We start from the raw sequence: 14,104 nt of genomic DNA, 5'->3' as shown, positions 1-14,104 counted from the left end.
TATCGCTCCGACCGGAGCGTAGCCGGGTGGCGCCCAGACGGCAACTTCGCGCGTCAAGCCGGACTGCGCGCCGCTCAGCGTTCCTCGCCATACGTGCAGCTGCGCGTCGTAGGCGAGTTCCGGTGGATCGACGTGTTGGTCCTGTTCGCCTTGTCTGGGTGGCGCAAACGCTGATACGCGAGTGTCGCCTGCACCGAGCGCATTCTTGACCAATTCCACAACCTCAGAAGGAGTACGAAGGAATGACATGGTGCGGTTGGCCAGCAAAGCGAATGTGGTGCACATGAGACTCGTCGTAATGCACAGGGCGATAAAAGCTGTCACCTGGCGTCTGAGGATACGTATGAACGACGTGCGCGCTCCCTCGCGATTGGGCGAAAGATGTCCGGCAGGGCGCAAAAGCGTGGACGTGCCAATAAGTGCGCACAGCGCCAGTACTCCGGCAAATAGGACGACCCAACCACTCATGAGATTCACAGGCTCAGTGTGCACTACTTACCTGTGAGAATGCCGTAAAGCGCGACTCGCCTCGCGAAATCAGCGCGAAGAGCGGGCCTTCCTTCAAGAATGCAATGCGCGATCGTGGTTTATACGCCACGATAGACATATGAGTACTCACGTAGATTTTTGGTTCGATGCAACATGCCCGTGGACGTGGATCACGTCTCGCTGGGTCGAAGAAGTGGCTCGCGCACGCGATTTTGAAGTGACATGGCACCCGTTCTCTCTGGCGATTCTGAATGAAGGCAAGGACATTGATGCGGAGTATCGTGCACATGTCGAGCAGGGGCGCGGCCTGTCGTTATTGTTTCAGAAGGTTGCGGACACTCACGGCAGTGAGGCTGTAGCCTCCCTCTACACCGAGGTAGGTACGCGCCTGCATAATCAGTCAAAAAAGTTGGGAAGTGATGTCATCGCCGACGCGGTGAAGGCAGCCGGATTTCCCGAGGCTATCACCAACGGTGTGGAGTCATCGGACGAGGCACTGCGTTCCTCTGTAGCGCATGCGTTGGAGTTGGTCGGTGACGAGGTTGGCGTTCCCATCATCGCGTTTGACGGTGTCGCGTTCTTTGGGCCGGTGATCTCTCCTGCTCCGCATGGTCAGGCGGCACTGGATCTTTGGGACGGCTGCGTTGCTCTGGCACGTACGCCCGGATTCTTCGAGTTGAAGCGCACGCGCACAACCGGCCCGCAGTTCGACTGATCTGATTCTCACCTAGCGCAGTGCGCTAACAGCCGCCCTGCCAGATGAGGTAGCCGTCAGGAGAAGTGGCCGCGGAATCCCCCCCTGAGGTATACCGTTATCGCCCGGAGTGTTTTACTGTATTTCATATGATTGTTGTAACAACAAATGACATTCCCGGGTACCGAATCGATGCGGTTCTGGGAGAAGTGATGGGCCTGACGGTTCGCTCCGCGAGTATAGGCCAGACCTTTACTGCTTCGTTCCGCACCATCGGCGGAGGCGAAATCCCGGAGTACACCCGCATCATGATCGACTCGCGCGAACAGGTGATGTCACGCATGGTGGATCAGGCTGCCCGCAGAGGAGCCAACGCGGTCATCGCGATGCCCTTCGACACCGGCGAGCTTGCCGAGCAAATGACGGAGGTTTGCGTGCATGGAACGGCAGTTGTTGTCTCACCGATTCCTCAGGGCCAAGCCGGTGCCACACTGCAGTCCATGGATCAGACCCAAGGTGCCCGCCGGTGAGTCGCCTACCGCTGGATCGGAATCGACTACTGCCCACGCAAACACCAACGCGGCCTTTCAAGGTGCGTCTAGGGTAGGCAAACGCCTTGGATTTTGCCAGATCGTCAACGGGTCAAGGTCATTGACCCCTCCGATCGTCAACCGGTCAAGGTAGAAGCGCCATCGACGCACTACTGCGGCGGAACTGACATCGACTTTTCCGCGCTATCATGCGATTCTCGAATGGTGAGACAGCCCGCAACGGCTCTCTTACCTTGACTGGTTGACGCTCTCGTTCGAGGTTGACGCTTTCGCTCATCGGCGGCGGGTAAGGAAACGGCGATGGTTGGAAAGAAAAACGGCAAAGAAAACGGGAAAGAAAAACTCTTGATCAGCGCTCGTGCTGATCAAGAGTCTCGATTGGTAGCGGGGGAAGGATTTGAACCTCCGACCTCCGGGTTATGAGCCCGGCGAGCTACCGAACTGCTCCACCCCGCGTCTGTATTTCCTTGTGTCTTCTACTGTAATAGGGCGCTTCCAGCCCGGCAAGAGCTGCAGCGGTGAGATGCATCATGACAGGACTGCGCATCTGTCAACTGCCTCACCTTCCAGGAAGTCTTGTGGCAGCGCACAAGATGTCGAGCAAGAAGAAGACATGGCGTCAGATATGCCAGTGGCGGCTCGCTTCAGGTCTGACAACCTTCCTGCAAGCCGCCACTGGTGCGTGCCTTCCGCTACGGGTTCGACTGTCCGGCCTACCGGTCAGGCAGGTCAGCCCGCGCGATTACCTCCCTAGCCGTTTCCACCCCCGTCATCGCTTTGCGAGTCTCCGGTCAGACTGTTCGTCGCGCCCGACTGAGCGCCATCGGCTCCTCCCAGTCCCGGCACCGCAGCACCGCTGACGTCCTCACCCATCTCAGCTTGAGCGTTCAACGCGTTCGTCAGCGCAGTGTCCAGCTTCTTCTGAGCCGTACCGTAGGCAGCCCAATCACCGGCCTTCATCGCCGCATCGGCTTCTTGCATGGCTTGGGATGCCTGAACAAGCGCAGCATTGAGTTTCTCCTGCGCACTTTGAACAGCGGGAGAAGTGGAGTCTCCCTCGTTGCCCGAACTTCCAACCTCGTCAGCAACTGTCGCCGCTGAATCACCACCAAAGGTCTGATCGAGCGATTCCTGCAGCGTGGGCGCAAACCCGACCTGGTTACCGAACGCTGTCAGCACCATGCGCAGCACCGGATACGAGGCCGTGCCCTTACCTTGAACGTAGACAGGCTGGACGTACAGCAAACCGCCGCCAACAGGCAGTGTCAGCAGGTTGCCGCGGATAACCGTCGAATCCGACTGGTTCAGCAGGTTCAACTGCGAACCGATCTGCTGGTTCGAGTCATAGGCGTTCTGAACCTGACCGGGGCCAGGCACCGTCAGGTCAGACGGCAACGCGATCAGTCGAAGCTTGCCGTACCCCTCACGCACCTTGCCCGGCTCGTTGCCCGTCTCCGAATCAACCGCAAGGAAGCCTGCCATAGCTTCACGCTTGGACGCACCGCCCGGCACGAATACCGATGTCAGCGAGAACTCTGCGCTTTCCTGCCCAGGCATCTGCATGGTCAGGTAGTACGGCGGTTGCGGGATCTGAGGAGTGGACTGTCCGGGCTGCTGGATACCCTCCACACCCTGCTGCTGAGCGCTCGCCAGCGCGGCCGTTGACGTTTCCTGCGCCAGCCTCCATAGGTCACCACCGGTGTAGTACTGGGCAGCCTCGGTCACGTGGTACGAGGTCAACAGGTCGCGCTGCACCTTGAACAGATCCTCCGGGTAGCGCAGGTGCGCCATCAGATCACCGGAAATCTCAGACAACGGCTCCACTGTGTTCGGGTAGACACCCATCCAGGTCTTCAAAACCGGATCCTCGTTGTCCCACTGGAACAGGCGCACATGCCCGTCATATGCGTCGACAACAGCCTTGACGGAGTTACGCATGTAGTTGACCGTGTTACCGGCGCTGACGAACTGGCTGGCGTCGGAGGACAGCGAATCCACTGTCGACTGATCCAGCTGCTGGTGCGCCGAATACGGGTAGGCGTTTGACGTTGTGTACGCGTCAACGACCCACACCAGACGCTTCGGCGTAGACGGATCATCGTCCATGTCGACAACTGCCGGATAAGGCTTTTGCTCCAGCGTCAGGTACGGCGCAACCTTGGCCACACGAGTCAGTGGATCACGATCGTACAGAATCTGTGACTGCGAGTTGGTTTGCGAGGAGAAGAAAATGTCGTAGGACCCGAACTTGATCGAATACAGCAACTTGTTCCACAGGTTACCGACCGAGGGGCCGCCATCGCCCTGGAAGGTGTAGCGCACCTGGCCGGATGCCGCCGTGTCATCGGGGTAGTCCAGTTCCTGCGGCTCAGCGCCTTCAGGTGCGCCCACAATCGAATAGTTCGGAGACGAGGGCGAGAAGTAGATGCGCGGTTCGTAGTCTCCCATTTCGCCTTCAGATGGAATGGACTTTTCCCAGTAGGCGGGCAGGCCATCCGTGGTGACCTGGTTACCGTATGCGGCCACAACACCGAACCCGTGCGTGTAGACCGTATGGCGGTTCACCCATGTTTGCTGCTCAGATGACAGGCCCTCAAGATTGAGCTCACGCATGGCGATTACCGTGTCGCGGCGCTCGCCGTCAACCACGTAACGGTCCACGGCCATGCCCGATCCGAAGTCGTAGTACGGGCGCGACTGCTGCAGCTGGGTGACGGTGGGGGTGATGACCTGCGGGTCCAGGAGTCGGATCTGCGAGGTTGATTCCGTGTCCTCGCGCAACTGCCCGGGCGCAGCGGTGGTGCGCGCCTCGTAGCTTTGGAACTCGAGGTCGTTCAACCCGTAGGCTTCCAGCGTCGCATCGATGTTGTGCTGAATGTAGGGAGCCTCTGCGTTTCGGGCGTTCGGCGTGACGTAGAGGCGCTGAATCAGAGCCGGGTACGCCATCCCGATGACGAGGGCGGACACCACTGTGACCACCACCCCCGTCAGGGGCAGACGCCACGTTCCCTTGAATGCGGCGACCAGGAAGAGGACTGCCACCAGCACGGAAATAACGGCGAGGATGGACTGGGCGGGCAACTGAGCGTTGATGTCGGTGTAGAGCGCGCCGTCGGTTGGCTCACCCATCTTGGTCAGCAGACCGTAGCGACCCAGCCAGTAGTTCAGGCCGAAAAGCAAGGAAATGATTGCTGCCATGACACCGAGGTGGATGCGTGCGGATTTTGTGGCATGCGGGCGCGGGCTCAGGGCTAACGAGCCGTACAGGTAGTGCACGATCACCGCGGCGATCAGCGACCAGATTGTCACTGACATGAAGAATGAGACGATTGCCTGGAAGAAAGGCAGCGTGAAAACGAAGAACGAGTTGTCGATTCCGAAGATCGGCTCAGACTTGCCGAAGGGCTGACGTTTGAAGAACATCAGGAACGTGTCCCACTGCGAGGACAGTCGTCCGGCGTTGATGAGCGCGATGAGCGCCGGGACTCCCCAGAAAACGAGTTTGCGCATCGGTTCGATGGTGTCGCGATAGTGCCGCAGGTTGGCTCCCTCGTCACCTCGACTGGAATCGCTGCGGTGACGGTACGCAATCTGAACCGCCGCCGAGATCGCAGCGAAGATGATGGCGAAACCGAGGACGAACAGGCCCGCCATCGTTCCCCACCGGGTCCACAGGATGCGCGTAGACTTCATCTGGCTGAACCAGAGGATCTCCGTCCAAAATGATGACGCAACGTAGACGATCACAAAAATGGCAGCCAGGATCGCAAGAGTCGTCGCCAGCGGACCGAAGCGCCTCTTACCGGATGATGAGCTGTGGGAGCCGCCACCTGAGCCGCGTCCACCACCTGAACCGCGACCGCCGCCGTCTCCTGATCCGGAGTCGCCTGAACCGTCATCACCGTCTTCGGCACGCTGACGGAAGGGGCCTGTCCCCTTGAATCGTCCGGCTGCTGAGCCGGCTTGCTGGCCGAACAGCGCAGACAGGATCTCGCTGGTATCAAATGGCCCGTTTCCGTCCGAAGGCTTCGAATCACCGGAGCTGGACCTGCTAGTCGGGAAGGCGCTCACCGCGTCATCCTCTCTTACTCGATTTCCGCATGTGCTGTCCATTCTACCGTTATTAGGCGCCTCAAGCTTGGTCGTTCCTCGCATCCGGGCCGCCCTCGTGCCACGATAAGACCATGACTGAAGCTGAACGTGACCGTGACCTGTCTCCTGCTCAACGCGCCCTCGCGGCGTGTGTGCGTGAAATTGAGCGGGCTGCTGCGCGCCTGGGGTGGGACCGCCCGCCGATGCTGTACGCCCTGGTCCCCACGCGTCAGCTTATAGATGAACCCGCCATGCCAGCTGACGTGGTCGAGCAGCTCAAGAGTGGGTGGGATGGTTCCTCTGAACACCTGTCTGCCATCGCTCAGGAGCCGCTCGACTCTGACGATCTGGAATCGGTGCTGGCACAGTTGGCATGGCCGCGCTCCGTTGCGGGCGCAGCTCTGAGCGTTGAACGCATCGTGGTGCCCCCTGAGGTGGAGGCTGCGGCGCCTGATGATCCCGATGAGGCGTTGGCGTTCATCGCGGAGCACCCGTCTCGCACGGAGGTGCGCCTGGTCGTCGGTGCGATGCGAACGGGGCTGACGTGGTCTGCGGTGCGCACGCGTACCTTCGACACGGATGAAGCGGTTGCGGTGGGTGAGGATCTGGTTCCGGGCCTGTCGCAGGCACTGCTCGCGTCCCTGAGTGACGACGGTCAGGATTGACGAGGGGACCTGCGCAGCTCGTCATGTTGTGGCGTGTCACGGCGCCTACAGCGAAGTGACGAGGGAACCTGTGCGCTGTTACCTGGCTTCGCAGGTGGGCAACGAATCCGTTGTTCCAGCCGCAATTGCTGTGACGGCGGTGAGCGCATCGTCGAACGTATCCACGCGCGTCACGTTCAGTCCGTCGGGAATATGCCCCACTACCTCGTCACAGTTGGTGCCGGGGGCCAGGAACCACTGAGCACCGTCGTTGTTCGCGCCCACCATTTTCTGCTGGATGCCGCCGATCGGCTCCACCTGGCCGTCAAATGACAAGGCTCCGGTGCCGGCGATTGTCACTCCCCCGGTCAGGTCTCCCGGGGTCAGCCGGTCATAGATTCCCAGTGCAAACATCATTCCTGCCGAAGGACCGCCCACATCCTGAAGCGTGATGTCGATATCGAGTGGGAGCTGCGGATGAACAGACAGGTACACACCCAGCAGCGATGACGAGGTGGCTTCTTCAGAGTCAGGATCCGGCAGCGCTTTCTTGCTGGATACGATCGGGATATCGATCGTTTTCCCGTTACGCACAACCGTGAGCGTCATCTGCGAGTCGGGCGGAACAGTCCGCATCAGCGCAAACGGGACAGCTCCCGAATCAACTGGATGCACTGTGCCATCTGGCGTGGTGATGGATTCGATCTGGTCACCTTGCTCCACCTTGCCTACAGCGTCTGATCCGGGAACGGCGCCCTCAACTTGCACGTCAGCGGGCACGTCCCATCCCAGATGCTCGAGGGCAACCACGGACGCTGCTGATTCCGATGATTTCATCTGCATTTGAGCGGCTTCCTTGGCCTCTTCGCTGGTCACGTCCGGAGGGAAAATCTCCCGGTACGGAATGATTTCGTCGTGACCGGAGAACCATGCCCGAATCAGATCGAGCGTTGCCAGACTGTTGCCTGGTCCGCCGCGTTGAAGGACCGTGACCATACGTAACTGCCCGGTCCGGTCACCGTCGTCTTGTTCAGTTTCGTGCACGGGATCCAGTTCGACAGGTTTGCCCGTTTTCGGATCATTCCCACTGATTTGAATGGTAGGGGCGCCCTCGTGAGTTCCCAGAATGTTGATTGTGGGCCCGGGGGCATTGACCACATAGGGCACCGGGATCAGGGTGATGAGGGCGCACACGATCGGAAAGACGATGCCCGGCACTATCCACCACAGGTTTCGCAGCAGACCGTGGCGTTTCTTGCCGGTTGCAGCCGGCTGCCGGTTCTCGTCGTTTTCAGCATCTGCAGCTGTCACTTCACGCGCAGTGTTCGCCGCCTCGGCGCTGTCTTTCAGTGTTTCTTCGGGCTGGTTTCCTGTACCGCCCGGTGTCGTCTCAAAGTCGGCAGATGAGTGATCGCGATGAATGTGCACGATCCAATCGTGACATACTGTCAGGCGCCCGGCATCAGTCGATACGTCGCTCCTGTGCTTTTCCGCTGACAGCGCACGCATCGCACCCGTGTTCCGCTGGGGCATCTGAACGAGTAGGCTCAGGGCATGAGCGATGAAACTGACCGCCCGGATGACTCTGCCCCCGACCCGTTGGAAGAAATTCTGCGCCGCCTGCTTGGTGAAGATGCCGGCGAGGAGGCCGCACGTGCTATGCGTGAGCAGGGGTTTGACTCATCGAAGATGCCGTCTTTCATGAGTAACCCTGGCCAGCTGCAGGCGATGATGAGTCAGTTCAACGCGCTGATGAACACGACGTCAGGCCCAGTCAATTGGTCAGTTGCCTCCGATCTGGCACGTCAGAGCACTTTTGGCCAGTCCCCCAACGTGACGGCAGCTGAAGCTGCGCAGGCACGTGAAGCGATGACGGTTGCCGACTTGTGGCTTGACCCGGTGACGTCTTTTACGCACCGCGGTGGCGACAGGCAGGCATGGACACGCGTCGACTGGATTGATCACACGCTCGACATGTGGAAACGCATGTGCGAACCGGTCGCGTCGAATGTATCTCGCGCACTGGTCGAAGCCATGCAGGAACAGTTCGGTGATTCGCAGATGATGGCACAGCTCCACATGCCCGGAATGCCCGAAGGAATTGGAGAGCTGGCCGGGCGTACCAGTGAGATGATGCCGAAACTGGCGGCGATGGTCTTCGCCATGCAGATCGGTCAGGCACTGGGAGGCTTGGCCGGCGAAGCACTGAGTTCAACCGATGTGGGTATTCCACTGGCGGGCCTGGATCAGACCGCACTCGTCGTTGGCAATATTCACGAATTCACCAAGGATCTGGAAATGCCGCGTGAGGAAGTCCAGCAGTTCCTCGCCGTGCGCGAATGCGCTCACCAGCGTCTTTTCGCATCCGTTCCGTGGCTTGGTTCTGATCTTGTGCGCGCGGTGGAAAAGTACTCTGCTGAGATTGCGATCGACACGGACGCGATCGCTGACGCGGCTCGCAACATCGATCCGGCGGACCCGTCATCCTTTAGCACGTCGATGACTGATCAGATTTTTGCCACAGAGCCAACTGAGCGTCAGACCGAAGCACTCGAACGCCTGGAAACGCTGCTGGCTTTGGTCGAAGGCTGGGTGGAGGTGACCACTGCCCGCGCCGTCGCTCCGTATCTGCCTCATGCGGATCGCCTGCGTGAATTGATGCGTCGCCGGCGCGCAACGGGTGGTCCCGCCGAGCAGATGTTGGGGTCGCTGATCGGCCTGACCATGCGTCCGCGTCGCGCGCGCGGTGCAGCGAAGCTGTTCACTATCGTTGAGCAGGCTCAGGGCACCGAGGCGCGCGAAGCACTGTGGCACCACCCTGACATGATTCCGACCGCTCAGGATCTTGACGAGCCGACGGAGTTCCTGGATCGACGTGCCCGCGAGCGCGAGGAATCGGCTGACATTGATGAAGCGTTGAGCGCCATGTTGGATGGCACGCTCGGTTGGGCGGAGGGCCTGAGCCCGAGTGACGATCCGGAGATGGATTCGTTGCGCGAAGCCGGTGTGATCCTCGACGATGAGCCTGAGTCAGACGGCCAGGCTGATACCGGCGCGTCCCACGAGGCCAGCACGTCCGACGAGGCCGACCGCCCTGACGACGCTGACACTTCTGACCCGACGGATCCTGACGACTCCGACTCACGCGACTAGCCGCCGCCCCGCAGTTATCCACAGATCTCGCACTGCTGCTGACTTCAGGCATGCATGGGCGTCACAATCTGGACTGGCACTACCGGTGACCGTCCCGACCATGAGGACACCATGACATGCGAGGAGGCAGTATGCGCATCACCCCAGGAACAGCGGTCCTTTGGCGCGACCCGACGACCGTTCAGATTGGTTCAGATCCATCCAAGTGTGTCGTGTTCACCCAGGTCACATCCGCGCAACGCGAGTGGCTCGTGCAGGCTGCATCATGTTCACCTGAGGACCCTCCTGTCCGCATGCTGCCGCACGTGCTTCCTCTTGTCTCCCGCTTGCGCGCGGCTCATCTCATTGACGAGGGTGAGGCACCCGCCATGCGTGAAGGGATCTGCATTGACGGACTGGATGCCCTGAGCGTGCGCCTCGTTGAACTGCTGATACGCAGCGGTTTTTCACGTTTTGAGTTTCGTGATCCGCGACCATCGATCGGGAGGTTCGCTGATCTGATGCCCGCCGACACGTTCGCAACGTGCCGCGCGTACGCTGCAGGCGAGATGATCCGAGCGCGTTTTCCACACGTGTTTGTCGGTTCCCTGTCGCGCAGTGATCTGACGGTGGTGTCTCGGCCCAGAAGTTTTGACCTGGCTGCGTGCGGGTTCTTACTGGCTGATGACCAGCAGCACCTGGTGATGACGCGCCATGAACGCTCCGTAGTCATCGGACCGTTGGTGATACCTGGGCATACTCCGTGCGCGCAGTGTGCGGCACTGGCTTTAGTTGATACTGATGCGTCGTGGCCGCTGCTGGCCACGCAGATGGAACAGTGGCCGGTTGGCCCCTTGCCACCGGCATGTGAGTGTCAGGCAGCGTTGTGTGCGGCCACGGCCGTCGCCCGAACGCTGGGGTACTCGGTACTTGGTGAGTCCGAAATGTGCGGGCCAGATGCCTTAACCGCGCATGTTGATTCCGACGGGCAGGTGAGGCTCAGTGCGATCGCACCACATGAGCGCTGCGGGTGCGGGGCTTACGGCACACCCTTTGAAGACGCCGTTCCATCCCACGAGCCGGTCGCTATCCGCGCCTATTCGTGAATCTGCTCTGGAGCCGCGCCCGGCAAGATGCGTGGTGAAGTGCCAGATCGTGTGGTCGACCAGGATCCGCGCCCACTGTCGGTTTCTTGCTTATTTCGAGGCCCCGTCAGACTCCGCGTCGTCCAGACCGCGCAGGATAGCCAGAACCTGAGGACCATAGGCATCAAGTTTGACAGGACCCACGCCTCGGATGACTCCAAGCTGACGCAGCGTCTTGGGACGAGCCGACGCAATGTCGCGCAGCGTGGAATCGACAAAGACGGTAAATGCTGGTTTCGACTGGGCATGAGCCTGTTCAAGACGCCACTGTTTAAGCGCTTCAAATGCTGCCACTGCCTGCGGCCCGAACTCGTGTTCAAAGGCTTCCATATCGTCAGCCTTGCGGCGTGGCTGAGATGATCGCGCACGTGAACGGGAGGCGCTGCGCGCGGATTTATCTTCCTTGGGCCAGATACCATCGAGCAACGATGTGCGTGACCTGTTCTTATGGCTGCGGCCAGTGCCACGGGAACGCGCCCACGACACTTCGAGGCGATCACGCGCACGCGTCAACCCAACATAGAGCAAGCGTCGTTCTTCTTCCCGTGCCTGCGCAGTAGTGGCCAGTGAGATCGGCAGCAACCCTTCGCTGGCACCGACCAGGAACACGTTGTCCCACTCCAGTCCTTTCGCTGCATGCAGCGTGGACAGCGTGACGCCATCGACTGTGGGGGCAGCTTGAGCAACAGAGCGTTCCCCCAGCTCATCGACGAATTTGGGCAACGTCAGGTGGGCGCGTTCTTCAGCAAGGCTGACCAGCGCATTGAGGTTGTCCCATCGTTCACGTTCAGCACCGGCATTTTGTGGAGCGTCCGGGCTCCACCCCACCAGGGCGAGCTGCTCTTTAACCGTGGCAACCAGTTCGGTGTCGCCGCTCACGTCCACAGAATCAGGGGCGTGCGCCCCGTCTGCGCCGTCATCTGCTCCGTCGGTAAAGTCTTCACCGTCGTGACGGCGCTGCGCGGTTGCCTCGCGCCGCAGAACCAGCATGGCGCGTTTGACTTCTTCACGTTCAAAGAAACGTTTGCCGCCCTGAACAACACATGACAGCCCGGCCTGCGACAAGGCCGTTTCAAAAACTTCTGACTGCGAGTTCGTGCGGTACAGGATCGCGCATGAATGCAAGGAGGTATCACCGGACTTGACCAGTGCTGCGATGCGCTGCGCGACACCAGCAGCTTCCTCCATGTCATCGCCATAGGTCCGAAACGCCACTGCAGCGCCGGATGGCCGCTGCGACACCAGGTGGACGGCACCTGCCATCGCACCTGTCGAGGGACGGGCCCCTGAGCCGTCACCCGAAGCACCACTTGCTGCGGTGCCTGCACTGAGTCGCGACCTGCCAGTCCGTTCCATCACTCGGTTCGCTATCGACACAATCTGAGGGGTTGAGCGGTAATCACGGGTCAGTTCCACTACGCGCGTCCCTGGATGACGCTGCGCAAACCTGGCCAAATAGGATGCGTCTGCCCCGGCAAAGGAATAGATCGTCTGAGCGACATCACCGACCACGCACACGTCATGGCGCTCCCCCAGCCACAGGTCCAGGAGGCGCTGCTGCAGCGCGGACACGTCCTGGTACTCATCGACCACAAAATTGCGGTATTGAGAGCGGATATGCCGGGCAATATCCTCACGTGTTTCCATCAGGCCGCACATCAAAATCAGCACGTCCTCAAAGTCGATGACGGCGCGATCCATTTTCGCTTCCTCGTAAGCGTCAAACAGGCGAGCGAACTCTGAGTGCTCCAGGCCCGCCGGGGGGATACGTCCCTGTCTGCGCGCCACTGGCGCATAGCGTTCGGCATCTACGATGGAGACTTTTGACCATTCAATTTCTGCCGCCAGGTCACGAACCGTGGTCTTGTCCGCCCTGATCCCACAGCGCGCGGCAGCTGACGCAACCAGTGATGCCTTGTGTTCGATCAAGTCCGGGCGCCTACCGCCAAACCCTGTTTCCCAAAAATACGTCAGTTGGCGCAGCGCAGCGGAATGGAAAGTGCGCGCCTGAGCCGCAGCCACGCCCAGATCCCGCAGTCGCTGACGCATCTCGGCTGCAGCGCGCTGTGTGAAGGTTACGGCCAGGACGCTCACCGGATCGTACGCGCCGGTGGCCGCACCGTATGCGATGCGGTACGTGATTGCGCGGGTTTTCCCTGTTCCTGCCCCCGCGAGGACAGCCATCGGGCCGCGTACCTGTTGGGCAACGCGCCGCTGATCCTCATCGAGGGCGTCCAGAAGCTGCTCCGCTTCCATCATGCTGTCTGTCATAGAGGCATTGTCTCAGTGGGCACGTGCATCTGCGGACCGTGTGCCCTGCTGCAGATGCAGGTACGGGCCACCAAACCACTGTTCGATCAGCCCGTGTGCAATTGCCGTCGGCCCTGATGCGATGATCCGACCATCGCGCAGACACTGAGCGAACTCGTCGCGCGAATAGAACGCGGCATCCGATATTTCGGAACCATCGGGACGCACGTCCGGCTCACTGTCGTGCCCGCCCGTGACATGAGCGGTGAATCCCAGCATCAGCGAGCGCGGAAATGGCCACGGCTGCGCACCCTGATATCGAACCTGCCTCACATCCAGTCCGACTTCTTCACGCACTTCACGCGCCACTGCACGTTCGGGTGCCTCACCCGCTTCCATGAAGCCGGCGATCAACGAGTAGTACCCCGTCTTCCATCCTGAATTGTGTGCCAGGAGCAATCGCTCATCGTCATCAACGATGGCGACGATCACTGCCGGATCCTGACGCGGGTATTCGATGTGATCGCACTGACTGCATGTGACGGTCCAGCCGCAGCCTGTGGGCCGCACCGCTGCGCCGCATCGGGCACAAAAGCTGGTGGCGGCGCGCCAGAACAGCAGGGCGCTTGCGGCGGTTGTCATGGCACTGTCATCGTCACTCAGCAGGTGCCCGACGCGGCGCACGCTGTGCCAACTCAGATCGCCAATGCCCTCTGATTGCCCACTCTCGCCGAGCGTTTCTTCAAGAGCATCTTCCTGTCCTGTGGGCAGTGCAATGGCGATGTAGGCAACCCCGTTGCCAGTGCGTCCGATCAGGGCAGCGTCGCCCTCGTCAATGGGGAAAGAGAAGAGGGACGCGCACGAGGCAGGCACGCTGAAGACGTGAAGTCCGTCACCTGATGGGATGAGTCCGACAGATCCTGTCGAATCGAGGAAGAAGAGACGAATATTGCTGACTTCCCCGTCGACAAGGCCGTGAAATGCGGCAGGACCGTCGTTCAGAATCTGCGAGATGGTGGATTTTTCGCGCATCGTCGTCATCGCGTCGAGTGCGCCGCGCGCCAGTGGAAGATCGAGTTCCATAATGACCACAGTAACGGTTCGCAC

General features: G+C 60.4%; 9 protein-coding genes and 1 tRNA gene. 5 read left to right on the top strand and 5 right to left on the bottom strand.

The genetic code is table 11. From position 1 onward, the window contains the following. Positions 1-607: 607 nt before the first annotated feature. On the top strand, positions 608-1,204 hold the full coding sequence (locus AC1DA5_RS08435; RefSeq protein ID WP_058236051.1) for a mycothiol-dependent nitroreductase Rv2466c family protein: 597 nt from the start codon (positions 608-610) through the stop codon (positions 1,202-1,204). Between the two features lie 128 nt (positions 1,205-1,332). After that, positions 1,333-1,713, top strand: a complete 381-nt coding sequence (locus AC1DA5_RS08430; RefSeq protein ID WP_480289876.1) for a YbjQ family protein — start codon at positions 1,333-1,335, stop codon at positions 1,711-1,713. A gap of 400 nt (positions 1,714-2,113) precedes the next feature. Here AC1DA5_RS08430 and AC1DA5_RS08425 read toward each other — a convergent pair. Continuing rightward, positions 2,114-2,190 (bottom strand) — tRNA-Met (locus AC1DA5_RS08425). A 294-nt stretch (positions 2,191-2,484) separates the two neighbouring features. Then, positions 2,485-5,517, bottom strand: coding sequence for a UPF0182 family membrane protein (locus AC1DA5_RS08420; RefSeq protein WP_058236226.1), 3,033 nt, complete (start codon positions 5,515-5,517; stop codon positions 2,485-2,487). Between the two features lie 401 nt (positions 5,518-5,918). Between AC1DA5_RS08420 and AC1DA5_RS08415 the strand changes: the two genes are divergently transcribed. Further along, complete coding sequence (locus tag AC1DA5_RS08415; RefSeq protein ID WP_058236053.1) at positions 5,919-6,491, top strand: PPA1309 family protein; 573 nt, start codon at positions 5,919-5,921, stop codon at positions 6,489-6,491. Between the two features lie 78 nt (positions 6,492-6,569). Here the strand turns inward: AC1DA5_RS08415 and AC1DA5_RS08410 are convergent, their stop codons facing one another. Beyond that, positions 6,570-7,898, bottom strand: a complete 1,329-nt coding sequence (locus AC1DA5_RS08410; RefSeq protein ID WP_480289874.1) for a YlbL family protein — start codon at positions 7,896-7,898, stop codon at positions 6,570-6,572. A 126-nt stretch (positions 7,899-8,024) separates the two neighbouring features. On the opposite strand from AC1DA5_RS08410, the gene AC1DA5_RS08405 reads away from it, so the two are divergent. Both AC1DA5_RS08405 and AC1DA5_RS08400 read left to right on the top strand, forming a co-directional pair. Next, complete coding sequence (locus AC1DA5_RS08405) at positions 8,025-9,623, top strand: zinc-dependent metalloprotease (RefSeq protein WP_058236054.1); 1,599 nt, start codon at positions 8,025-8,027, stop codon at positions 9,621-9,623. 131 nt (positions 9,624-9,754) lie between these two features. Continuing rightward, positions 9,755-10,708, top strand: a complete 954-nt coding sequence (locus AC1DA5_RS08400; RefSeq protein WP_058236055.1) for a hypothetical protein — start codon at positions 9,755-9,757, stop codon at positions 10,706-10,708. 90 nt (positions 10,709-10,798) lie between these two features. On the opposite strand, the gene AC1DA5_RS08395 is transcribed toward AC1DA5_RS08400, so the two are convergent. Together AC1DA5_RS08395 and nudC are read right to left on the bottom strand one after the other, a co-directional pair. After that, positions 10,799-13,018 (bottom strand): ATP-dependent DNA helicase UvrD2, encoded by a 2,220-nt coding sequence (locus tag AC1DA5_RS08395; protein WP_480289872.1) that lies wholly within the window; start codon positions 13,016-13,018, stop codon positions 10,799-10,801. Between the two features lie 12 nt (positions 13,019-13,030). Then, positions 13,031-14,080: an NAD(+) diphosphatase gene (nudC, locus tag AC1DA5_RS08390; RefSeq protein WP_480289870.1), complete on the bottom strand. Its 1,050-nt coding sequence runs from the start codon at positions 14,078-14,080 to the stop codon at positions 13,031-13,033. Between the last annotated feature and the right edge of the window lie 24 nt (positions 14,081-14,104).

The organism is Pauljensenia sp. C0254C2 (assembly GCF_056583835.1).
The sequence above is the reverse complement of the archived record's forward strand: the minus strand, read 5'-3'. Positions and strand labels throughout refer to the sequence as shown.